General features: G+C 35.3%; 21 protein-coding genes. 11 read left to right on the top strand and 10 right to left on the bottom strand.

Annotation, left to right across the window (positions count from 1 at the left end):
* Positions 1 to 122 precede the first annotated feature (122 nt).
* The 3 genes from ACFS6I_RS20630 (at position 123) to ACFS6I_RS20620 (ending at position 2,572) form a co-directional block, all read left to right on the top strand.
* Positions 123 to 476, top strand: a complete 354-nt coding sequence (locus ACFS6I_RS20630) for an MmcQ/YjbR family DNA-binding protein (protein WP_021190148.1) — start codon at positions 123 to 125, stop codon at positions 474 to 476.
* A gap of 147 nt (positions 477 to 623) precedes the next feature.
* Positions 624 to 1,766 carry a PCMD domain-containing protein gene (locus ACFS6I_RS20625; protein ID WP_380923434.1) on the top strand — a complete coding sequence of 381 codons (1,143 nt, stop codon included), beginning with the start codon at positions 624 to 626 and terminating at the stop codon, positions 1,764 to 1,766.
* A 29-nt stretch (positions 1,767 to 1,795) separates the two neighbouring features.
* Positions 1,796 to 2,572, top strand: coding sequence for a porin family protein (locus ACFS6I_RS20620; RefSeq protein ID WP_380923432.1), 777 nt, complete (start codon positions 1,796 to 1,798; stop codon positions 2,570 to 2,572).
* Positions 2,573 to 2,735: 163 nt separating this feature from the next.
* On the opposite strand, the gene ACFS6I_RS20615 is transcribed toward ACFS6I_RS20620, so the two are convergent.
* Entirely contained in the window at positions 2,736 to 3,698 is a 963-nt protein-coding gene (locus tag ACFS6I_RS20615) for an isopenicillin N synthase family dioxygenase (RefSeq protein WP_045752411.1), read from the bottom strand.
* Positions 3,699 to 3,986: 288 nt separating this feature from the next.
* On the opposite strand from ACFS6I_RS20615, the gene ACFS6I_RS20610 reads away from it, so the two are divergent.
* The 6 genes from ACFS6I_RS20610 to ACFS6I_RS20585 all read left to right on the top strand — a co-directional run bounded on the left by ACFS6I_RS20610 (position 3,987) and on the right by ACFS6I_RS20585 (position 11,924).
* Entirely contained in the window at positions 3,987 to 4,436 is a 450-nt protein-coding gene (locus ACFS6I_RS20610; protein ID WP_021187929.1) for a MarR family winged helix-turn-helix transcriptional regulator, read from the top strand.
* Between the two features lie 37 nt (positions 4,437 to 4,473).
* The gene (locus ACFS6I_RS20605) at positions 4,474 to 6,900 is read left to right on the top strand and encodes a 3-hydroxyacyl-CoA dehydrogenase/enoyl-CoA hydratase family protein (RefSeq protein WP_380923429.1); all 2,427 of its coding nucleotides are present in this window, start codon (positions 4,474 to 4,476) and stop codon (positions 6,898 to 6,900) included.
* A 30-nt stretch (positions 6,901 to 6,930) separates the two neighbouring features.
* The gene (locus tag ACFS6I_RS20600; RefSeq protein WP_380923427.1) at positions 6,931 to 7,290 is read left to right on the top strand and encodes a four helix bundle protein; all 360 of its coding nucleotides are present in this window, start codon (positions 6,931 to 6,933) and stop codon (positions 7,288 to 7,290) included.
* 28 nt (positions 7,291 to 7,318) lie between these two features.
* Positions 7,319 to 8,494 carry an acetyl-CoA C-acyltransferase gene (locus ACFS6I_RS20595; RefSeq protein WP_132769295.1) on the top strand — a complete coding sequence of 392 codons (1,176 nt, stop codon included), beginning with the start codon at positions 7,319 to 7,321 and terminating at the stop codon, positions 8,492 to 8,494.
* 257 nt (positions 8,495 to 8,751) lie between these two features.
* A complete protein-coding gene (locus ACFS6I_RS20590; RefSeq protein ID WP_346597146.1) occupies positions 8,752 to 10,530 on the top strand; it encodes an acyl-CoA dehydrogenase family protein in 1,779 nt (592 codons plus the stop codon).
* A gap of 137 nt (positions 10,531 to 10,667) precedes the next feature.
* The gene (locus ACFS6I_RS20585; RefSeq protein WP_380923424.1) at positions 10,668 to 11,924 is read left to right on the top strand and encodes a YeiH family protein; all 1,257 of its coding nucleotides are present in this window, start codon (positions 10,668 to 10,670) and stop codon (positions 11,922 to 11,924) included.
* Positions 11,925 to 12,027: 103 nt separating this feature from the next.
* On the opposite strand, the gene putP is transcribed toward ACFS6I_RS20585, so the two are convergent.
* On the bottom strand, positions 12,028 to 13,521 hold the full coding sequence (gene putP / locus ACFS6I_RS20580) for a sodium/proline symporter PutP (RefSeq protein ID WP_380923422.1): 1,494 nt from the start codon (positions 13,519 to 13,521) through the stop codon (positions 12,028 to 12,030).
* Between the two features lie 203 nt (positions 13,522 to 13,724).
* Between putP and ACFS6I_RS20575 the strand changes: the two genes are divergently transcribed.
* Together ACFS6I_RS20575 and ACFS6I_RS20570 are read left to right on the top strand one after the other, a co-directional pair.
* A complete protein-coding gene (locus ACFS6I_RS20575; RefSeq protein WP_380923420.1) occupies positions 13,725 to 14,261 on the top strand; it encodes an RNA polymerase sigma factor in 537 nt (178 codons plus the stop codon).
* 1 nt (position 14,262) lies between these two features.
* A complete protein-coding gene (locus ACFS6I_RS20570; protein ID WP_380923418.1) occupies positions 14,263 to 14,958 on the top strand; it encodes a hypothetical protein in 696 nt (231 codons plus the stop codon).
* A gap of 10 nt (positions 14,959 to 14,968) precedes the next feature.
* On the opposite strand, the gene ACFS6I_RS20565 is transcribed toward ACFS6I_RS20570, so the two are convergent.
* The 8 genes from ACFS6I_RS20565 to ACFS6I_RS20530 form a co-directional block, all read right to left on the bottom strand.
* The gene (locus tag ACFS6I_RS20565; RefSeq protein ID WP_380923416.1) at positions 14,969 to 16,186 is read right to left on the bottom strand and encodes a carboxypeptidase-like regulatory domain-containing protein; all 1,218 of its coding nucleotides are present in this window, start codon (positions 16,184 to 16,186) and stop codon (positions 14,969 to 14,971) included.
* A gap of 144 nt (positions 16,187 to 16,330) precedes the next feature.
* Positions 16,331 to 16,897, bottom strand: a complete 567-nt coding sequence (locus tag ACFS6I_RS20560) for a nitroreductase family protein (RefSeq protein ID WP_380923414.1) — start codon at positions 16,895 to 16,897, stop codon at positions 16,331 to 16,333.
* A 45-nt stretch (positions 16,898 to 16,942) separates the two neighbouring features.
* A complete protein-coding gene (gene pepT / locus ACFS6I_RS20555) occupies positions 16,943 to 18,202 on the bottom strand; it encodes a peptidase T (RefSeq protein ID WP_380923412.1) in 1,260 nt (419 codons plus the stop codon).
* A gap of 552 nt (positions 18,203 to 18,754) precedes the next feature.
* Complete coding sequence (locus tag ACFS6I_RS20550) at positions 18,755 to 19,564, bottom strand: DUF4197 domain-containing protein (protein ID WP_021187920.1); 810 nt, start codon at positions 19,562 to 19,564, stop codon at positions 18,755 to 18,757.
* 183 nt (positions 19,565 to 19,747) lie between these two features.
* Entirely contained in the window at positions 19,748 to 20,584 is an 837-nt protein-coding gene (locus ACFS6I_RS20545) for an endonuclease/exonuclease/phosphatase family protein (protein WP_380923410.1), read from the bottom strand.
* A gap of 57 nt (positions 20,585 to 20,641) precedes the next feature.
* Complete coding sequence (locus ACFS6I_RS20540; RefSeq protein ID WP_380923408.1) at positions 20,642 to 21,409, bottom strand: glycerophosphodiester phosphodiesterase family protein; 768 nt, start codon at positions 21,407 to 21,409, stop codon at positions 20,642 to 20,644.
* Between the two features lie 251 nt (positions 21,410 to 21,660).
* Positions 21,661 to 22,308 (bottom strand): HD domain-containing protein, encoded by a 648-nt coding sequence (locus tag ACFS6I_RS20535; RefSeq protein WP_380923406.1) that lies wholly within the window; start codon positions 22,306 to 22,308, stop codon positions 21,661 to 21,663.
* Complete coding sequence (locus ACFS6I_RS20530; protein WP_021187917.1) at positions 22,301 to 23,482, bottom strand: THUMP domain-containing class I SAM-dependent RNA methyltransferase; 1,182 nt, start codon at positions 23,480 to 23,482, stop codon at positions 22,301 to 22,303. Before ACFS6I_RS20530 ends, ACFS6I_RS20535 begins: the two co-directional genes overlap by 8 nt.
* Positions 23,483 to 23,517 lie beyond the last annotated feature (35 nt).

Here is a 23,517-nt window from a genome sequence, read left to right as displayed (position 1 = left end):
GTTATAAAAACAGAGCATTATTTACAATAATTAACATTTTTTGTTTTTTTATAATCTTTATCAGCAAGCTGTACATTGGGTAAAATAATAATTATTTCTTAACTTTCAGAAAAAATCCAAACATGAATATCGAAGAATTACGCGATTATTGCATAGCAAAAAATGCAGTAACTGAAGAACTTCCATTTGGTCCTGATACACTGGTTTTTAAAGTTGCTTCTAAAGTTTTTCTATTAGTGGGGTTAGATCAATTGGAGGGACTATCTTTTAATGTCAAGTGTGATCCAGAGTACGCTATTAGTTTGAGACAGGAATTTCTGCAGACAGTTTTTCCAGGTTATCATATGAATAAGAAACATTGGAATACAGTGCATGCAAATCGTGAATTAACAGACCAAAAGTTATTGGAATTAATTGATCATAGTTATGATCTTGTGTTTGCATCATTGCCTAAAAAGATAAAAGAAAATCTTTAACAGTTGAATTTCCTTTAATTGTCAAGTTTTAGAGACAAAGGTCTTTTTTCTCCACGAAATTTAAGTTGTTACCCCAACAATCTTAACTTTGCGCCACGTTAATAATTCTCACAATTAACGATATTTTACATTAAATATTAATTTATTATGGAACAAAAACGAATTCTATCGTTTATGATTTGTATTATGCTGTTTTTTGGATTAAATGGCTGCATGAAAGAAGAGGCATTGAATACAGAAGCTGATATTGAACAGGCAAGTATTCTGAATGGAGATTTAGCACTTAGTACAGCACCTTCTATAGGTAATAATACGATTATTTTTAAACTAAAACGCTTTTCTGGTAGTTACGTACATACGCCTGAGTTTGTATTGACACCAGGAGCGACTATCTTGCCAAAAAGTGGTACCGAACTTGATTTTTCACAACCTCAAAAATATACGGTAACTTCTCAAGATGGTGCATGGTCAAAGACTTATACAGTCTCATTTGTAGTCGACGAAGGCGCTAATTTTTATGGTGCATTTGAAAATGCACAAGTTGTTGATACAGATAATCCTGTAGGTCATTACCATCAGTTTTTTGAATTAACAGCAGACGGTCAGAAAAATATTATTTGGGAAACAGCAAATGAGGGATATAATATTCTTGCTGGTACATTAGTGGGAGAGGATAAAGATTTAATACCAGCTTTCTATCCAACTTCGCAAGTAACAGACGGTTATCTTGGTAATGCTGCTAAATTAATGACGAAAGATACTGGTCCGTTAGGCGGGATGTTCGGTTCGCCATTGGCTGCCGGTAATCTGTTTGTTGGGGAGTTCAGGCTTACTTTCCCTACTGTTAATTCTACTCGATTTGGTATCTCGTACAACAATGATACTGCTCCGGTAGCATTAAAAGGTTTCTTTAAATATAAAGCCGGTGAAAAATTTGTAGATAATACAAAACCATCACAGCTCACTAAAGATACGTGGGATGGATATGCAATTTTATTTGAAAAATCGGCTGATTTAAATAAAAATTTCTTAACAGGTACACATGCCTTTAAAGATTCCCGGATCGTGAGTGTTGCTAGAATTGGAACAAAAGAACAAATTGAAACTGATAAATGGACAGCATTTAATGTTCCTTTTTCTTTTGTGAATGGTAAATCTTTTGACCCAGCTAAAGAATATATGTATACCATAGTATTCAGTTCAAGTAAAGAAGGAGATATTTTTAATGGTGCTGTAGGAAGTACTTTATTTATTGATGAGGTAGAGCTTGTTACAGGTCAAAAAAAATAATGATGAATATAAATAATAAAACTATTGTAATGAACAGAATACTATATGTTGTAGCTATTTGTTTAATGGTTACCCAATATGCCCAGGCGCAAGACAGTACAGCTAGCCGTAGCACAAATTTTTTTAATACAAATATTGATTACGCAGTGCAAGCGCAATTTAGTATAGGGGGCAGTAGTCCATTAGGTATGCCTCGTGAAATAAGAAAGATTGAAAGTTTTAATCCCGGGTTTAGTTTTGGTTTAGAAGCAAACGCTACTAAATGGATACATGAAAATGGAAAATGGGGAGTGCGATTAGGCCTTCGTTTTGAAGAAAAAGGAATGAAGACCAATGCCCGCGTCAAGAACTATCTAACAGAAGTGGTTAAGGATAATTCAAAAGTTAGAGGTTACTATACAGGAAAAGTACAGACAAATGTGAGTAATACATATTTTACTATACCTGTTTTGGCTGTTTATAAACTTTCGGATAAATGGAATTTATATGGAGGTCTCTATTTTTCAAGATTGATTGACAATACATTTGATGGATATGTATCGGATGGCTATTTAAGACAAAATACGCCAACAGGAACAAAAATATCGTTTGAAGACGGAAGTCAAGCTGCATATGATTTCTCGGACAATGTTCGGAAAATTCAATGGGGTACTCAACTTGGAGCAGAATGGAAAATGAATAAACATTTTAAATTATTGACAGACCTTACATATGGCTTCAATAATATTTTAGAAAAAGATTTCAATTCGATCGATTTCAGTATGCATAATATTTACCTCAACGTAGGTTTTGGTTATTCTTTTTAAAAAGATTAATATGGATTTCCCGATCGATCATTGTCAAAAGGGAAATCAAGATTTTAATGATGTTAAAAATTAAAAATGGCCTGTTAAATTTTTAACAGGCCATTTTTGTTTTCTAATAAACAGTTTATTTGAAAGGTTGGTCTTCTTTTTTTGAGAAAATTACTTACATCTTCAAACCGATCTCTCTCAAACGTTCATCTAAATATTCACCTGCAGTATAATCAGGATAAGCTTTTGGATAGGTTTCGCTGATGCAAGAATCTAAACAAGCTAAGCTCATTGATGCTTTAGGGTGTAAGAAGAAAGGAATAGAAAAACGAGAATTACCCATTAATTCACGCGGTGGATTAACGACACGGTGTGTAGTTGATTTTAATTTGTTATTTGTTAAGCGCTGCAACATGTCACCAACATTGATAACGATATCTTCGCCTTTGGCTTTAATAGGAAACCATTCACCGTCTTTAGTCATAACCTCAAGACCGTCAGCACTCGCGCCAATTAATAAAGTAATCAAATTGATATCTTCGTGTGCTCCGGCACGAACTGCATCAGGTGCTAATTCATCTGGATTTTGGATCGGAAAGTAATGGATTGCACGTAAAATAGAGTTACCGTTGATAACGAATTTTTCGAAATAATCCTCTTCTAGCTCCAAATAAGTTGCAATTGCTTTTAATAATTCACGACCAGTATCTTCTAGTTTTTTATATACTTCGGCGGTGATTTCACTGAATCGAGGTAATTCGGCAACTTCCGGATTATCAGGAAAATCAGTTTTACTATATTCTTCACCAACGATTGTTTGTCCTCTTTGCCAAAATTCTTTCAAATCTGGAGTTGTGGAATCTTTTGCTTTTTCGCGACCTTTTGTTGTATACCCTCTTTGTCCGGCAAGTTCAGGAAACTCATATTTCAATTTTGTTTCTGTCGGCAATGAGAAGAATGCGGGTACGATTTGATACAATTCGTCTATTAGTTCTTTTGATAGACCATGATTAGCAATAGTAACGAAACCAGTTTCGTTAAAAGCTTTTCCAATGTCTTGGATAAATTGACCGCGCTGTTCTGAATTCCCCTCAGTAAAGTTTAACAAGTCAAGTCTCGGTATATTAACTAAAGCCATACGTTTATGTTTGTTTGTACAAAGGTAACCGATTTAATTTTGAATATAAAAACACAAATGTGAATAACTGTAGGGGTGTTTTGTTTAAGTTGTTGGTTTGTAGTTGTTAAAAGTTTTCCACATTTTGATAATATGGCATATTGTTAATTATAATCGGTATTTTAATACCTTGGTAACGTACTATTCATTTCCGTCAAATATTTATTAAAAATTTAATATTAACTATTTGAAATCCAAAAAAAATAAATTAGATTTGTTATGCTTGCATAGTAAATAATAAAGCAAATTATGAGTCAAAATAAAACAATCGATTATTTTTTAAAAACAGGTTGGCAGACTATTGCTAATAAGTATAACCAGATTGCGACGCAGTATGGTTTTACTCAGGCTGCTGGTTATATTTTAATTAATATCCATAAAGAGGGGACCCCCGTGTCACAGATCGCCAATTTAACAGGTGTGAAAACAACTAGTTTGTCTCGGGTGTTAAATAATTTAGAGAAGTTGGGATTTATTTATAGAGAAGCAAGTGCATCTGATAAGCGATCGGTTAAAGTGTATTTAACAGAGTTGGGTAAAGAAAAAAGAGAAATGGCAAAAAACGTCGTTCGTAATTTTAATCATTATCTCGAGGAAAATTTATCGGAGAAAGAGCGCAATCAATTGATGAAATCTTTAGCCAAATTAAATGAATTGGCGACTTCATATCAAGAAGAAAATAGTACCATCGATCAATAATAAGCTTAGCAATTATTGATAATAAACAATTAGATAAATGAGTAGAAACATTAGAAAAGTAGCAGTATTAGGTTCTGGAGTAATGGGCTCTAGGATCGCTTGCCATTTTGCTAACATCGGTATGGAAGTATTACTTTTGGACATCGTTCCAAAAGAGCTATTGCCTGCTGAAACAGCAAAAGGACTTACTTTGGATAGTAAGTTCGTTCGCAATCGCATTGTCAACCAGTCTTTAGAAACGGCTGTAAAATCTAATCCATCTCCTATTTATAGTAAATCTTTTGTGAAAAGGATTTCAACAGGAAATTTTGATGATAATATGTCTGATATCGCATCATGCGATTGGATCATTGAAGTTGTCGTTGAAAGATTGGATATCAAAAAATCTGTTTTTGAACGCGTTGAACAATACCGAAAACCAGGCACTTTGATTACTTCAAATACTTCGGGTATTCCGATACATCTTATGACGGAAGGTAGATCCGAAGATTTTAAAGATCATTTTTGTGGTACACACTTCTTTAATCCGCCACGTTATTTACAATTGTTGGAAATTATTCCTACCCCCCATACAAAAAAAGAAGTTGTTGATTTTCTGTTAGAATTTGGTGATAAGTTTTTAGGTAAAACGGTTGTTTTATGCAAGGATACACCAGCATTTATTGGCAACAGAATCGGTGTTTATTCGATGCTTGCTTTAACCCATCTCGTTGAACCGTTGGGTTTGACTGTGGAAGAAATTGATAAGTATACCGGTCCAGCGATGGGGCATCCGAAATCGGCAACTTTCCGAACAGCTGATGTTGTTGGTTTAGATACTTTGGTAAACGTTGCTAATGGCCTCGCCCAGAATGCACCCAATGATGAAGCTAAGGGGGTATTTCAATTGCCTTCCTTTATAACAAAAATGGTTGAAAATAAGTGGCTAGGGGAAAAAACCAAAAAAGGATTTTACGAAAAAGTAAAAGATGCTTCTGGAAATTCAGAAATTCAATCTTTAAATCTAAAAACTTTAACATTTGGACCTCAAGGAAAGGTGAAATCTGCCACTCTGGAAGCTACAAAATTGGTGGAAGATATTCGCAAAAGGATGAAAGTATATGAACAAGGGAAAGATAAAGCAGGAGAATTATTTCGGGCTATGCATTATCCTTTGTTTGAATACGTATCGAATCGTGTGCCTGAAATTACTGACGATTTTTTCCGTATCGATGATGCGATGCGTGCTGGCTTCGGTTGGGAAATAGGTCCTTTCGAAGTCTGGGATGCTTTAGGTGTTCGAGAGACAATAGAAAAAATTAAGAACGAAGAGAAACGTCTCCCAGGTCAACGTGGTGAAGTTGCACAATGGGTTCATGATATGTTAGACGCAGGTTGTGAGTCTTTCTATAAAATCGAAAATGGCGTTCGTCAATATTATGATATCACATCAAAATCATACAAACCTATTCCAGGAACAGAAGATTTGATTGTTTTAGATCACATCCGGGAGAGCAAAACAATTTGGAAAAATTCTGGAGTTTCCATTATTGATCTTGGAGATGGAATTATCAATTGTGAATTCCATACCAAAATGAATACGATCGGTGGAGATGTAATTCAAGGCGTAAATAAAGCAATTGATTTAGCTGAAAAAGAATACCGTGGATTAGTAATTTCTAACGAAGGAAAAAATTTCTCTGCAGGAGCTAATATCGGTATGATATTCATGATGGCAGCCGAACAAGATTACGATGAATTAAATATGGCTGTTCGTGCTTTCCAAAACACGTCTATGCGGATTCGCTATTCATCGATTCCAGTAGTAGTGGCACCTTTTCAAATGACTTTAGGAGGAGGCTGTGAATTTTCTATGCATGCCGATTTTGTTCAGGCACATGCTGAAACATATATGGGCTTAGTTGAATTTGGAGTTGGTGTAATTCCAGGTGGCGGAGGTACTAAAGAATTTGCTTTACGTGCTTCAGATGAATATAAAGAAGATCAAATTGTTCAAAATACTTTAAAAGATCGTTTTTTGACCATAGGAACAGCAAAAGTGTCAACCTCAGCTATAGAGGCCTATGAGCTTGGATACCTGCAGCAAGGTAAGTATGCGATTACTATGAATAAAGCTCGACTTATTGCTGATGCAAAAGAAAAGGCTTTAGAATTAGCTAATGCAGGTTATATACAGCCCGTTCAAAGGACTGATATTAAGGTATTGGGAAAACAAGGATTAGGAATTGTCTATGTAGGAGCAAGTTCAATGCGTGCTGGAAATTATATCTCTGACCATGATAAAAAGATTTCTGAAAAATTAGGAAATGTTTTATGTGGCGGTGAGTTATCGGCACCAACAGAAGTCTCTGAACAGTATTTATTGGATCTAGAACGTAAAGCTTTTCTTGAGCTATGTGCAGAACGAAAAACTTTGGAACGTATCCAATTTATGTTAACAAAAGGAAAACCGTTAAGGAATTAAATTATAGTATTTAGTACTTAGTATTTAGATATGCATCAATACAAGGAATTGAAAATATGGCAAAAAGCAATAGCTTTTGTTTCTGATATTTATAAGGTTACATCAATTTTTCCAGATAAAGAAAAGTTTAATTTAATCAGTCAGATTAATCGTGCCGCAGTTTCAATTCCTTCGAACATTGCCGAAGGAGCTGGTCGAAATTCAAAAAACGAATTTATTCAGTTTCTTGCCATAGCACATGGATCTACCTATGAAGTCGAAACACAGTTAATTATCTCAAAAAACTTAGGTTATATATTAGAAGAAGATTTGGTAATTATTTTAGAGAAATTGAGCGAGTTGCAAAAGATGAATTATGCTTTTCAGCAAAGTCTTAAATCTAATTACTAATATCTAACTACTAACTACTCATATTATTATGGAAGCATACATTGTAGCAGGATATCGTACAGCAGTAGGGAAAGCACCTCGTGGAGGATTTCGTTTTATGCGTGCGGATGATTTGGCCGCTGATGTGATCAAGCATTTGGTGGCATCAGTACCCAACTTAAATAAAGAAGAAATTGACGATGTAATCGTCGGTAATGCGATGCCAGAAGCAGAGCAAGGATTGAATGTAGGACGTTTAATTTCTTTGATGGGCTTGCAAACGGATAAAGTACCAGGAGTCACTGTAAACCGTTACTGTGCCTCTGGGTTGGAGACAATAGCTACAGCCGTAGCAAAAATAAAAGCTGGAATGGCAGATTGTATTATTGCTGGCGGAGTAGAGGTTATGTCAGGAATGCCTTTTGGAGGATGGAAAATTGTTCCAAACCCTGAAGTAGCAAAAGAAAATCCAGATTGGTATTGGGGAATGGGACTTACAGCCGAAGCTGTTGCAAAAGAATATGGCGTATCTCGAGAAGACCAAGATGCATTCTCCTTAAAATCACATCAAAAAGCTGTTGAGGCTATTAAAAATGGCCATTTAAAAGATGGCATTGTTCCGATTACAGTAAAGGAAAACTACTTAAAGGACGGCAAAAAATTAGAAACAAGAGAATATGTCGTTGACACAGACGAAGGACCAAGAGCAGATTCATCACTTGAAGCACTAGCGAAGTTGCGTCCAGTTTTTGCAGCTGACGGTGTAGTTACTGCAGGTAACTCATCACAAACTTCAGATGGAGCAGCCTTTGTTTTGATTGTTTCAGAAGAAAAAATGAAGGAATTGAACCTAAAACCGATAGCACGTCTTGTCAGTTATGCCGTGGCAGGTGTTCCGCCACGTATCATGGGGATTGGTCCTATTGTAGCAATACCAAAAGCTTTGAAAATGGCAGGATTAAAAAAGGAAGATATTGATTTATTCGAATTGAATGAAGCGTTTGCATCACAATCTTTAGCCGTTATTCGTGAATTGGGTCTTGATGAAGAAAAAGTTAATGTCAATGGCGGTGCCATTGCTTTAGGCCATCCATTGGGTTGTACTGGAGCCAAATTGACTGTTCAAATATTAAATGAACTGAAGCGTAGAAATAAAAAATACGGTATGGTAACCATGTGTGTCGGAACAGGGCAGGGAGCAGCAGGTATTTTTGAATTACTATAGATAGCGCAAATTTTAAGACTTCGACAGAGTATATGAAATGTTCTTTATCGAAATCAAATGGCACATTTTGAGGATGACTTGAGCTTTTCATCCAGATGTTTTTTTTAAATCGGACCATTTAAACTGATTTTAAGCTTAAAGATCAATAAGGTGACATATAGAGATGTACCTGTTTTAAATTAGAGAATAATATTTAACAATAGAAGCAAAGAAATAAGGTCTTAGTCTTTATCCTTTGCACTTTAATCAGAAAAATTATGAGCAACACAATTAAAGGCGGAGAATTTGTAATTAAAGAGACATCTTATACAGATATTTTTATTCCTGAAGAATTTGATGAAGAAGCAAAGATGATTCGTCAGACCTGTATTGACTTTCTAGATACGGAAGTTCTAAACAAATTGGATCGTATTGACTCCCAGGAAGAAGGTTTGATGCCAAGTCTTATGGATAAAGCTGGAGAACTAGGAATGTTGAGTGTGTCCATACCAGAAGAATACGGGGGATTTGGTAAAAACTTCAATACATCCATGTTAGTTGCAGATGCGGTTGGGGGAGGATTCTCCTTTGCTGTGGCATTATCGGCACATACAGGCATAGGTACTTTGCCTATTTTATACTATGGAAATGCAGCTCAAAAAACAAAATACATTCCAAAATTAGCTACTGGGGAATGGAAAGCTTCTTATTGTTTAACAGAACCTAATTCAGGATCAGATGCCAACTCTGGTCGTACTGCAGCAAAATTAAATGCCGCAGGTACACACTATGTCATTAATGGACAGAAGATGTGGATTACAAATGGTGGTTTTGCTGATATCTTTATTGTTTTTGCAAAAATTGATGATGATAAGAATCTTACCGCTTTTATTGTTGAGAAAGATTTTGGAGGAATCAGCATGAACCCGGAAGAGCATAAACTGGGAATCAAAGGATCTTCAACCCGTCAGGTATTTTTCAACGATTGTGAAGTTCCTGTTGAAAATATGCTTTCTGAACGTGAAAATGGATTTAAAATAGCGGTTAATATCCTAAACATTGGTCGTATAAAATTAGGTGCCGCTACTATCGGTTCATCACGCATGGTGATTACACAAGCGATTAAATATGCGAATGAGCGAGTGCAGTTCAATTTACCTATTTCCAAATTTGGAGCCATCCGTTACAAATTAGCTGAAATGGCAACACGATTATTTGCAACCGAATCAGCAGCATATCGTGCCGGTCAGAATATTGATGATACTTACGAATCATTAGTTGCAGGGGGGATGGATGAAGCTAAAGCAAAACTGAAATCTGTAGAACAATATGCTATCGAGTGTGCGATCATTAAAGTGTGGTGCTCGGAAATGTTAGATTATGTTGTGGATGAAGGCGTACAGATTTATGGAGGCATGGGATATTCAGCAGAAGCACCAATGGAACGCGCTTATCGAGATTCACGTATCAATCGTATTTTTGAAGGTACCAATGAAGTTAACAGACTGTTGGTGGTAGATATGCTTTTAAAACGTGCCATGAAGGGTGAGATTGATTTGATGGGACCTGCTACTGCAGTTGCATCAGAACTATTAGCTATTCCTGATTTTGGAGAAGAAGATGAAACACCATTTGCAGCAGAAAAGAAAATTATCGCTAATTTGAAAAAGGCAGGCTTATTAATTGCTGGCGCCGCAGTTCAAAAATTGATGATGTCTTTATCTAAGGAGCAGGAGATTTTGATGAATATTGCCGATATCATTGGTTATGTATACATCGCTGAGTCAGCGTTACTTCGTGCGGAGAAATTATATCATACAAAAGGAGTAGAAGCAAGTGCTGATGCAACAGATATGGCTAAGATTTATCTGTACTCAACCATTGATAAAGTAAATGTTGCAGGAAAAGAAGCCCTAAATTCTTTTGCTGAAGGTGATGAGTTGAAAATGATGTTAGTGGGTTTACGTCGCTTTACAAAATCAGAACCATTTAATGTGAAAGATGCGCGTCAACGAATTGCTAAGAAGTTGATTGATGCCAATAAATATTGTTTTTAGGTTTTAAAAAATGATTATAGGTTTAGAAGCCGAGATGAAAACATCTCGGCTTTATTATTTGGTAACTTTTTCGTTTACTAGTTGCCGGCATGGATAATATTTCTAAATTTGGGGTTTCTAAATTAAAACCTGTTTACATGTCATCTTCGAAATCATTCTCCTTAGCTGAGGATTGGGTAGTTGTTATCTTAGGATTAGGAATTGTCTTTTTAGCAATTTTTGGAGTCATTGTTCCTCAACCAAGTTTCAGCTGGAGCAATTTTTCAGAATTAGGAAACCAAGTTTTTTCCATTCATAACCTGCAGGCAATAGCGACCCAATTTGGTCTAGTCTTTATTGTCGCCATTATCGGAGCCTCCTTATTAGGTAAATCGGTTAAAAACTTATTAATAGTTTTTCCTTCTGTCTATGTGTTAACCATGCTCGCACTCATCCTAGCTGGAAATTCACTCGTAAAAGACTATAATCTAGAAGCTGTTATTTTTAGTTTGGCGATCGGCTTGGTCATCAGTAATTTTTTCAATCTTCCTGATTGGTTTAAAAGTGCATTAAGTACAGAGTTGTATGTCAAAATTGGATTGATTCTTTTAGGAACTACAGTTATTTTTGGAGATATACTCAAAGCTGGTTCACTGGGACTTATCCAAGCATTAGTAGTGGTCATTTCAGTATGGTATTTTGCTTTTTGGGTTTGTAAAAAACTAAAGATTGATAAAGAAATGGCTTTGATGCTATCAAGCGCAGTATCTATCTGTGGGGTATCAGCAGCAATTGCAACATCTGGAGCAATTAAAGGAGATAGTAAAAAGCTATCTTATATTATTTCACTTGTATTGATCACGGCAATTCCGATGATGATTTTTATGCCTTATTTGGCGGATAAAATGGGACTGTCTCAAGAAGTAACAGGAGCATGGCTAGGAGGTTCAATAGATACATCGGGAGCTGTAGCCGCTTCAGGTAGTTTAGTTGGAGAAGAAGCCTTAAAAATCAGTACAATTGTAAAATTTTCACAAAATGTATTATTAGGAATTGCAGCATTTGCAATTAGTATTTATTGGAGCTATTCAAAGTCAGTTGATGATGAAACAAAGAAAGAGAAACCAACTTTGAAAATTATTTGGGAAAGATTTCCAAAGTTTGTCCTGGGTTTTATATTTGCATCTTTACTTTTCTCATTTTTTATTTCACCAGAAACAAATGTTGCGGTTAAAGGAAGTTTGAAATTTATTCAGGGACTTTGGTTTACCCTGGCCTTTACCTCAATAGGACTGGAAACTAATTTTAAAGACCTGTTTCAACAGGATAATAAAAAGCCACTGTATGCCTTTTTAATTGCACAAACATTTAATATTATTGTGACCTTAATTATTGCACTCTTGTTATTTCAGTAGACTTAGGAATACAATGATGGATAAGAAAGACCAATAATATCTCGTCAATATCAACATTTCAAATAATAGAAAAGGATAACCAGATTTAGGTTATCCTTTTTTATTATTTCAGAATTTTCGTAACCTGATCAAATTCCTCCACAATGAGAGGGTCAACAGGTTTACTAAAAAACGAAACAATAACAATCGTTAAGAAACTCAAAATGAAACCAGGTATGATTTCATACACAGATTTGTAATCGTGAGGGATATACACCCATAAAAGTACAGTAGCACCACCCACCAACATTCCTAATAATCCTGCAGTGGCGGTTGTTTTTTTCCAAAGCAGCGACAAGATGATAAGGGGACCAAAGGCTGCTCCAAAACCGGCCCATGCATTTCCCACAAGATTTAATATGCTGTCTTTAGGATCTAGGGAGAGTAGTAAGGCAATTATCGCTACAATAAGCACAGATAGTCGACTTACGAGTAACATACGTTTAGGAGAAGCTGTTTTATTAAAAAAAGCTTTATAAATATCTTCTGTCATTGAGCTAGAGGTCACTAATAATTGAGAAGATATGGTACTCATGACAGCTGCTAAAATTGCGGATAAAAGAAAACCGCCAATTAAGGGATGAAATAATGCTCTCGAAAGATGGATAAAAATAGTTTCTGACAATTCCTTTGATTGATCAAATTGCAACATAGTAGTTTGATCAAACTTATATAAATAAGCTATTCCAAATAATCCCAAAAGTAATGCTCCACCCACAGTAAGAATCATCCAGCTAATGCCGATTCTTTTAGCTTTAGGGATATCTTTAACATCGCCAATAGCCATAAATCGCACTAAGATATGAGGTTGCCCAAAGTAACCTAATCCCCAAGCGAGTAAGGATACGATCGATACCGTGGTGGTACCCTTTAGTAAATCTAAATAATTAGCACCTTTATTATGTATGATATCCAATGTATTACCCAGTCCATCAAGTTGGAAAATCAGTACAATTGGAATGATGACAAGCGCGGTGACCATAATTGTTCCCTGTACAAAATCTGTTAAGCTAACAGCTAAAAATCCACCTAGGAAAGTATACAGTACAACAACAAAAGTTGTAGCATACAATCCAGTATAGTAATCAATACCAAAAGCAGATTCAAACAATCTTCCTCCCGAAACCATACCTGCAGAAGTATATAAAGTGAAAAACACTAAAATGAAAATTGAAGAGACAATTTTTAAGAGCTGGGTTTTATCTTTAAAACGATTCTCAAAAAATACAGGGAGTGTAATTGCATTTTGGGCAACTTCTGTGTATACCCGAAGCCGAGGGGCTACAATAACATAATTGAAGTATGCGCCAATAGTCAGACCAATTGCAATCCATGCACTGGATAACCCTGAAAGATACATCGCACCGGGAAGTCCCATAAGTAACCAACCGCTCATGTCTGCTGCACCTGCGGATAAAGCAGTTACAGCTGCGCCCATCTTGCGCCCACCAATCAAAAAATCATCGGAATTACTGTTTGACTTCCTCCAAGAGTAAATTCCAATTCCAATCATTAAGGCCATATATAAGCCAATAGCTATTAATTCATATTCATTCATAAGCATCTATTATTCTTTAAAATGTCATCAAATAATTGATAAAGACGATCAAGTTTTGATTGCACGAAGATACTACAATCAATTTGAAGCGATAGAATTTCAATAACTCAATATAAAAGTGAAACATAATATTAATCTTTTCTTGATTGTTTTATGGAATTATGTATCTTAAAGCATCAATTAAGCAAAGTAATATCCCGAGCATGACAGAAAAGGAATTATTGATACAATATCGAAGTACAGGAGATCTGGATCTTTTGGGCAAATTGTATGCTCCCTATATGTCATTGCTTTATGGTGTATGTTTTAAATATTTGCAGGATGCCGAAAAGAGTCAGGATGCCGTCATGCAAATTTTTGAAGAATTGATTCGGAAATTGCGCATTCACGAGGTAGATAATTTTAAAAGCTGGCTTTATACATTTTCTAAAAATTTTTGCCTCATGCAGCTGAGGAAAGAAAAGGGAACGCAGTATGTTGATATTGATGAACAAGTTGCAATTGGTCATGATTATTTAGATGAATCTGATCCCAAAGAATGGAGCGAAAGTCAATTTGAAAAATTAGAGATGTGCATGTTGACGCTAAAACCTGAGCAGGAGCGTTGTATACGCTTATTTTATTTAGAGCAAAAGTGTTATAAAGATATCGTAGCCCTTACCGGAATAGAAATGAATAAAGTGAAAAGCTATATTCAAAATGGAAAGCGGAATCTTAAAATTTGTATGGAGAGTAAGTAAAATGGAAAATAATTATCAATTATCCAGAATTCATAACTACATCAGTGGTTTGATGAATAAAGAGGAAATGTTTCAACTAGAGAAAGAAGCATTGGAAGACCCTTTTTTGCAGGATGCAATTGAAGGTTATCGTTTGCAAAAAGGGGTGGATGTACGACAATTGAGTTTGTTGCAACAACGTTTAAATCGCCGTGTGGAGCAAACAATATCTACCCGTAATGCCCAGTTTTATACTTGGCAGCGATTGGCAATTGGATCAGCAGCAGCAGTCATTTTTGTCGTGCTTATTGCCTTTATTTATTTTAAGAATTTTAATGCAAATAAAAGTAGAACGACAGAAGTCGAGCTGAGTTCTCCTGAAAATAGGATTGTGATTGAGCCCGTCTTAACTGGTGGAGATGCCTCACCGATCGAAGGATGGAATGCATTTGAGCAATATCTACAAAGTAATACAAAGGTGCGGGATATAGGAGGTACAATCGCCCTAAATTTTGAAGTTGATAAAAATGGAAAATTAATAAATGTTAATTTTGAAGATGCTCCCAATGAAGTTCTAAAAAAGGAGATATTAAGATTAATAGACAAGGGACCCAAGTGGCATGGAAAAAAAGGTAAATTAATTATTAGCTTTCCCATAGAAAATCCAACCCAAGCTTTCAAGCCGACACATTGTTTTGGAATTGAAGAAAACAAGTAATTAAGAAAGACTATTTATTATTTTCCTGTACAGTATAATCCAAGGGAAGCATATTGCCAACTTTAGAATACCATGCAAAAAATCCTTCCATTGACCATTGTATAGCAGGCGAATAGTTCCCTTGATCATTAATGACAATGGATGAATCGTCAGCTATTTTTAAACGTGATGATTCATCATAAGCATCATTAAAATTAAAATAATCGAGATCTATTTTTTGGTCCCTATTTAAGATATGAATGTAATTTTGATGGTGAATTTCCTTTAATTGATTTCCCAGGCTTCCTTTTTCAAGATCAGATTCAGTTAACTGTTTTCCTAAGACGTCATAGAATGCTGGTTGCCGCATGATATTTTGATATTTAGTCACACTATCTTTGATGATTTCTGATTGCAGTATATAAAATGAGTTCCATTTACCTTCATATTTCGTATTGACCAGTGACGTTATTGTTTTCAATTTTTCCTGGGCATCTTTTCTTTCTAGATTTTCTTTTTTAGTAAGTTCGCGGACTACATAACCATCCTCTTGCCATTTATGTTCATATAAACTTCGTATAAAGCGCATCATGGAAAGCTGATAGGCCACTTTTCTTTGCTTCAATATACTCTTTGTAATCCGCTTATAATCTTTAAAATAGCTAAAACCTTCAAATTGAATTGTATTTTCAGAAAAGTTTGATCGAAAGCTAATGAGATCGTATGAGATCATATAACCCAATTCTTTATTGTCTATTTGTATTGGTTCGTTCGCTATTACAGTTAATATTTTTGATGATTTATTATATCGGAAACGCAGCATATCTGGATTTAGTATTTTCGTTTTTTGAGCAAACTTACTTGTTCCGATAAAGCTTTCTATAAAATATTTACCCCACTTTGCCCAACCCTCTTTTTCAAAAGGGATAACACTAACTTCTTCTAGAGTAGTGATCTTACGTGTTAAATAAATCTGCACTTTTTCATAATTATTGGAAGTAATTGTTTCAAATGCGGCCTCATATCCAATATTTGAAATGACCAGTTCCTGATTCTGAATAATTTTTTGGTGAAGTTGGAAACTGCCATCCTTTGCAGTACTGGTTGCAGATGATGAATTATTGATATAAACAGTAGCTCCGTGAATAGGTTGTTTACTTTCTCGATCCAACACCACTCCTTTAATCACACTTTGAGCAAAGCTGAAGGAAAAGGTAAAACATAATAGGAAAGATATAATTATTTTCATTGGTCAACTTTAGTTGAATGTACGAATATATCGTAGATTATGAAAATAAATTTTTAAAAATTTCAGATTAATAACTTTAAAAATAAGTTGCAATAAAAAAGGTCGACTATTGGGGCGACCTTTTTTATTAATTAAAGAATATTTTTATTCCTCCCAACGAATTTTGTCCGCAATAGGAGATCGAACAGGTTCTCTAGCCTCTGTTTCATGGTGTCCTAAATAGAACAACCCAATGCACTTTTGATTCTCTTCTAAATTTAAGAAATCACTTAAGTGATTGATTAATCCTGGAGTAGCCCAATAACCACCCAATCCTAAAGAATGTGCCGCTAACCACATATTTTCGATCGCACAAGATGTTGCCGCCAGTTCTTCCCACTCAGGAACGTCACCAGTATAATTGACAATTAAAGCTATTGCAACTTTGGATTGCGTAGCCTTTTCACCCATAGTGATTTCTGTTTTTTCAAAGTATTTTTCTGGAGGAGTGACCGCCTTATAAATACGTGAAAGTTCAGTGCCTAGGCGAACAAGACCTTCGCCCTTGAAAATAGTAAAACGCCAAGGTTGCGTTCTTTTATGAGTAGGAGCAGCATTCGCCGCTTCTAAAATCGTTAAGATATCTTCTTTATTAACATCTTGATCCGTAAAATTAGCTTGAAAAACTGATCTTCGGTTCTGTATTGCCTTTAAAACTTCGTTAGATTGCATATATGTTATTTCCTTAAACGCGTTGAATATGTATGAAGTTAATGATTATTTTTCTTCCCAAAGAGAGGCTACATGCAAAATTGTTAAAACAGCTTTTTGCATATCTTGTTCAGATACCCATTCCTGTTTTCCATGGAAGGCGTGTCCACCAGCAAAAATATTAGGACAAGGTAATCCCATAAAAGATAAACGCGAACCATCAGTACCACCGCGAATACTTCTGCGTTCAGCCTTCATACCAGCCCTTGTAATTGCTTCAATTCCAATTTCCATGATTTGAGGATATTGATCCAGAATTTCCTTCATGTTGCGGTACTGTTCCTTTACTTCGAACGTATAACTGCTGTTAGGGTATTGAGCGACTACAGATTTTGCAATAGCTTCCAGCTCAGATTCATGCTTTACTAAATTAACTGTAAGGTGATCACGGATAATAAAATGGATTTCTGCTTTTTCCACTGTGCCCGAGATATTTGTCGGATGAACAAAACCATCTTTTTTATTTGTACTTTCTGGCGACAGGCGGTCCTGGGGTAAAGCCTCTATGATTGCGCTAGCAATTTTGATAGCACTTTGCATTTTTCCTTTAGCAAATCCAGGATGAACGGAAACACCATGTATGGTGAGTGTTGCACCATCTGCAGAGAAAGTTTCATCTTCTATCGTACCCGCTTTTTCACCATCCATCGTGTATGCATAATCAGCAGCTAGGCGTTTAAGATCAGCTTTGTCAACCCCTCTTCCAATTTCTTCATCTGGCGTAAATAAGATTTTTATATCTCCATGCTTGATTTCAGGATGTTTCATTAATAATCGAGCTGCATCCATTATTTCTGCAATTCCCGCCTTATCATCGGCGCCCAATAGTGTTGTACCGCTCGCTGTAATAATATTATGACCGATTTGATTTGCCAGATCAGGATGTTCCGAATATTTGATGATAATACTGTTATCATCCGGTAATACCAGATCCTGACCTTGATAATCATGATGAACCAAAGGTTTAACATCTTTACCTGAGGAGTCAGGTGACGTGTCCATATGCGAACAGAAACAAATAGTAGGTACTTTTTTAGTACTGTTGGAAGGGATAGTTGCATATACATAGCCATTTTCGTCCATGGCTGCATCAGAAATTCCCAATGCCAGTAATTCTTCCACAAGAAGATTACCTAAATTTTTTTGCTTTTCTGTCGAAGGACAAGTAGGCGAACTTGCATCCGACTGTGTATCTATTTGTACATAACGTTGGAATCTTTCAGAAACTGAAAAATCACTGATGTTATTGATCTCGAACTTACTCATACTTTTTATATCATTAATGTGATTATGCCCTGCAAAATTACAAAAAATGTGAGCATTAGCGAATTTTGACTTTTATAGTTTATTATTTGTAAAACAATATTTTTTTTGTAAATTTAAAAAACTTAAAATTTGATTTCCAGTATGTTGCGTTTATTAAAAGCAATGTTTCTCCTTCTTTTTATCGCTCAGGTATTTTTACTTTTTAGTATCGATAACTCTATTAGACAATTGATCTATATAAGTCAATTTATATACCTTCTAATTCCGTTTTGGATTTTAATCAAGACTAGGAATCATCGAATCTTAAGAAAATCATTTCAAATTTATCTGATAATTTGTGGATTATATTATGTGTTTTTCGCTTTAATACTAATGGCGAAACATGTGCAGATCACACCTTATTTTGGAGTAAATTTATTTGTGAAGTCTATCTTATTATTGATCGGACTTGCCACTATATACCAGTATAAAAATTGGTCTAGGTTATATTTTAGCCATATTAACAAAAGAAACGTAAAGGTGTAGACAGAATTAAAAATTCTGTCCAATACCTTATTTTTGATTATCAGCCCAGCCGAATACTTTTGATAGTAAATCCGTGTTTCGCGATCCACCAATATTTTCTCTGATCTTTAACTCTTGATCTGCTACTTTTACAAATAATCCATCGATAGCTTTTTGCGTAACGTAACCTGTCAAATTGGTTTCTACCTTTTTTGAAAATGGTAAATTGTTATATGCAGTCGTTAATTGATTCCAGTAACCCGATACATTATTAGCACCCATTGCCTTGTCTATAACAGGAGAGAATTTTGAAGTCAGCTCGGTCGAAGTATTTGTTTTAAAGAAAGTAGTTGCTGCATTTTGATTACCACTTAATAAAATATTGTAAGCATCTGTAATCGTCATTTTCGATAAAGAGTTGACAAAAACAGTACCGGCCTCACTAACAGCTGTTTCCGCAGCTCTATTCATACTGCTGATAAACTGATCACATAAAGAGCCCATACCTACTGCGCGAAGTGCTTTTTCGACTTTTTGAGCCTCAGCAGGCATTAAAATTTTGACTGCGGCATCTCCTAAGAAACCATCTTTTACAGAAAGAATATTAACACTGTTAGTCAATCCTTTAGCTAAAGCTTCTTTTATACCTGAAGTAGCTTCTTTCTTTGTAATATTTTTTACGACAGCCTGATTAGAGGGAACAACTTTACTTGTAGTAGTATCGCTATTTGTTTTATTTTGAGCGGATGTAGAATTTAAGATATCCTTTAACTTAGAAAGCCCTTTGGACTGAGCTTGAGATTGAGTTGCAAAGAATAATCCTGATGCAATAAGAGCGTATGATAAGATACTTTTCATGTCTATTTTTTTGTAAAACTACAAATTAGAACGCAAAAGGAATCTAAAGTTTAACGAAGAGTACGAATATTTACCGTCTTTAGAAGGAAGGGCAGATACCCAAATGATCTTCTAACTCTTAATCAATCAAGGAAAAGGTAGTTTAATTGCGCCGGTTTTAGACCGGCACAATATAATTCTGTTTTATAGCGATAAATCTACAATAACAGGAAAATGATCTGACGGAAATTTTCCCTGATACGTATCAGTCAATATTGCATAGTTACTTACTTTTGTTTTTGGAACAACAAAAATATGATCTATCCTTTCTTTTTGTTTAATACTTTTACCCCAGCCATTAAATGAAGAGCTTGGTTCATAGATTCGAGGACTAACAGTATAACTATCGACCACAGTTTTGCTATTTGCTAAAGTAAAATATGCTTCATTATGTTCATCAACATTGAAATCACCTGTTAAGATTAAAGGAAGATTACCGGCTAATTCCTTTGCCTTAGTTAAGATCAATTTAGCACTTTCTTTTCTAGCTTCAACACCAACATGGTCAAAGTGCGTATTCATAAAAATAAATGATTTTCCACTTTTTTTATCCTTTAAAACTGCCCATGTACAGATTCGTGGCAGTGCCGCATCCCAACCTTTATTGGGTTGTTTTGTATCTGTCGCAGACAACCAGAAAGTTCCGCTTTTAATAGCTTCAAAACGGTTCTTGTTATAAAAAATTGAAGAATGTTCTCCTTTTTCTGCACCATCGTCTCGACCAACACCTATCGATTTAAAATCAGGAAGACGGTCTTGAAGATCTTTTACTTGGTCAATAAATGCTTCCTGTATACCGAAAATTTCGAAATTATGGAATTTAATCAAATTGGCTACAGCATCTCTGCGTTCATTCCACATATTACCAATATCATGATCATTTTTCTGTCTTATATTGTAGGTGGCCACTCGCATTTGCTGTGCAAGAGCACTTCCTAAACCCACAAGTAAAATAGAGAAAGCAAGAATAATTTTTTTCATTAACTTATTTTTTTATAAATGTGTTGTTCATATCTATGAACTGCTATACAAGATTAATTATTTTTTGAGTAAAGTCTTTAAAAGCTCAGGTTCATTTGTTGTAATGTAATCAATCTTTTGACTGATCAGAGATTTCATATCATCTTGTTTATTAACTGTCCAAGCATTTGTGGTCAGCTTTAATGCTTTTGATTCTTGTAACCAGGTTGGGTTTTTCGTGAAAACACTAAGATGATAATCAATACCCGTTAAACCATCCTTTTTAATTTGATCAGGAGCAATATCGCCATTTAAATAGGCTACCTTAGCTTTAGGATCAAGTTCATGGATCTTTTTACAAGCATCATAACTGAAGGCAATATATTCAGTTACTTTTTCAGCTTTTAATTCTTTTACTAAAGCGACAGCTTTTTCAGTAGCCTCCAAGGTACGTTCCAGTCCTAGTTTATTAGTCTTCAATTCAAGAATTAATTTTAAACCTTTAAGCTTTAACCCTGCTTTGATATATTCCTCCAAAGTAGGAATTTTCTCACCATTTGGATGGCTTTTAGTCAATAACTCCTGGTAAGTAGCGGTCGCGATATCTATTCCATAGAAGTCATTATCATGATTGACAACAAGTACATTATCTTTTGTAAGATGTACATCATATTCCGAACCCCAAAGATCTAAATCCTTAGCAGCTTTTAACGAAGCAATTGAATTTTCCGGAACTTTCGTGTTTTTAAAAGCTCCACGGTGAGCAATGATTTTGGTTTGAGCATTTAATTCAGTGATTCCCATGACGGCCATAGTGGCAAGGATTACAAAAACTGTTTTTTTCATCAGATATAAGTATAAAGTAGTATTCGTGATTTCTGGTATAGACGAATACTTTGTTTTGCTTAGGAGCTTACGAGCTCTTATTGTTTTAAATATAAAAAAAAGCGATCATAACGTGTTCGCATAGATTGCAATTTATTACGGGCTTAGTTTTACAGACTAAATTTAAACAAAAAAAATGGTACCTCGATAATCATCGAAAGTACCATTTTTGTGTAATTTCCGAGTTAAGGAAATATTAAGTTTTATTATTGTTATCGTTTACCTTCCCACTCAGCATAAAATTCATCTAAAAAAGAAAGCATAAATTCATGTCTTTTTTCAGCAATAGCTTGAGCGGCTTTGGTATTCATTTTATCTTTAAGCAATAAAAGCTTTTCGTGAAAATGATTGATTGTCGGTGCTTCAGAATGTTTGTAGCTTTCCTTATCCTGATATTCTTGAACAGGGACATTCGGATTATACATTTGTCTGTTTTTATGACCACCATAGTTGAATGCTCGAGCAACACCAATTGCACCGATTGCATCTAAACGATCAGCATCCTGAACAATCTCAAGTTCCTTAGAATGAAAAACGATTTCGCCAAGACTTGCCTTAAAAGACATGTTTAAAATAATTTTTTCAACATGTTCAATTACGTCTTTATCAACGCCTATAGAGGTCAAAAATTCACCAGCAACACGAGGGCCTATCGTTTCATCTCCATCGTGAAATTTGCTATCGGCAATATCATGTAATAAAGCGGCAAGTTCGCAAGTTTGGTAATCCGCCTCTTCCGTTTGAAGAATTAATTTTGTGTTGTTCCATACACGTTGGATATGAGACCAATCATGACCAGATTCAGCAAATTTTAATCTGTCCTGTACAAATGCAACCGTACTTTCAATAATCTTATTCATAAATTACTTTTGGTTTTTCGCGAGTTCCCTCGTACAATTCGTATTCTAATAAACGACAATCTAATTTACCGTTATAAAATTCAACTTTTCTAGAAGCCCTTAAGCCTATCTTTTTGGCAAGATCCGGATTTCCAGTAAAAATGTAACCTTTATAACCCTTGCAGTTTTGTTTTAGAAAGTCACCTACACGTTTATATGTTAATTCCAATTGACTATGATTACCAAGGCGTTCACCATATTCCGGGTTAAATATAGCAATTCCTTTTTCTTCTTGTGGTACAGTTGTGTCAGCAAAATCACAAACTTGAAAATCAATAAGCTGATCTACACCAGCAGTCTTGGCATTCATGATCGCAATATCTACCGCCTGTTGCGAAAGATCTGAAGCAATTATCTTCGGATTTGCTTTCTTATTGACCTGTTCTTTAAGATTTCTTCTTTCTTGAAAAAAGACTTCTTCATCGTAACCAATGAAATGCATAAACGAATAGTTCATGCGGTAAAGACCAGGGCGACGGTTGGTCGCGATCAATGCTGCTTCAATAGCTAAAGTACCAGAACCGCACATTGGGTTGACAAAAGATGATAGACCATCCCATTTCGTTGCAAGAATAGTACCAGCAGCAAGTGCTTCTAACATTGGTGCCTTTCCAGGGTGTTTACGATAACCATGTTTCGCTAGTGTTTCACCGGAAGAATCGATAAAAACTTCTGCGCGATCATCTTTCCAATACAGATGTATAACAGCTTTGTTTGCATCAGAACCCGAATTTGGACGAATGTCCTTTTTTTCTTTGATACGATCAACTATGGCATCCTTAACTTTCAAATTCGCAAATAAAGGTGTCGTGATTGTTTCGTTATCGACATTTGAAGTCACAGAAAAATAGCCGTCAAAAGCAATAAGCTCTTCCCATGCGATGTCTTTCAATTCATCGTATAGTTCCTGAGGGTTGGACGCTTTAAATTCTTTTATCGAATAAAGAATCTGAGAAGCAGTGCGCAAATTCAAATTTAACTTAATCGTTTCATTCAAGGTGTTAAATAATTCTACACCAGTAGAGAAAGAACGTTTGATCTCGAAGCCAAGTTCTTCGACTTCTTGTTGCAAATAAGGAGAAAGTCGCTTATTGCAAGTGATGATGATTTTATTGGGGGTGTTGAAAACTTCCATAATATTTGTACAAAGTTAGTTAATCTCTTACTCAA

The organism is Sphingobacterium anhuiense (assembly GCF_042686355.1).
Lineage (GTDB): Bacteria > Bacteroidota > Bacteroidia > Sphingobacteriales > Sphingobacteriaceae > Sphingobacterium > Sphingobacterium anhuiense.
This window is presented reverse-complemented; position numbering and strand designations above follow the sequence as displayed.